At 60.9% G+C, this 304-nt stretch carries 1 protein-coding gene; it reads left to right on the forward strand.

The window, feature by feature from the left end:
- The first annotated feature begins 16 nt into the window (after positions 1-16).
- Positions 17-304, forward strand: a complete 288-nt coding sequence (locus F0Q45_RS27115) for a WXG100 family type VII secretion target (protein WP_149656713.1) — start codon at positions 17-19, stop codon at positions 302-304.

Consider the following 304-nt stretch of genomic DNA (forward strand, 5'->3'; position numbering starts at 1 on the left):
CTGAAAGGACGTTGTGATGTCACAGATCATGTACAACTACCCGGCGATGATGGCGCACGCCGGAAACATGTCGGGCTATGCCGGCACCCTGCACAGCCTGGGCGCCGATATCGCCAATGAGCAGGCCGCGTTGTCCAATGCCTGGCAGGGCGACACCGGAATGACCTACCAGAGCTGGCAGACCCAATGGAACCAGGCCTTAGAAGACCTGATGCGGGCCTATCAGTCGATGGCCAGCACGCACGAATCCAACACCATGGCCATGCTGGCCCGCGACACAGCCGAAGCCGCCAAATGGGGCTAG

The sequence above is a fragment of the Mycobacterium simiae genome, from assembly GCF_008370645.1.
Taxonomy (GTDB): Bacteria; Actinomycetota; Actinomycetes; order Mycobacteriales; family Mycobacteriaceae; genus Mycobacterium; species Mycobacterium simiae_A.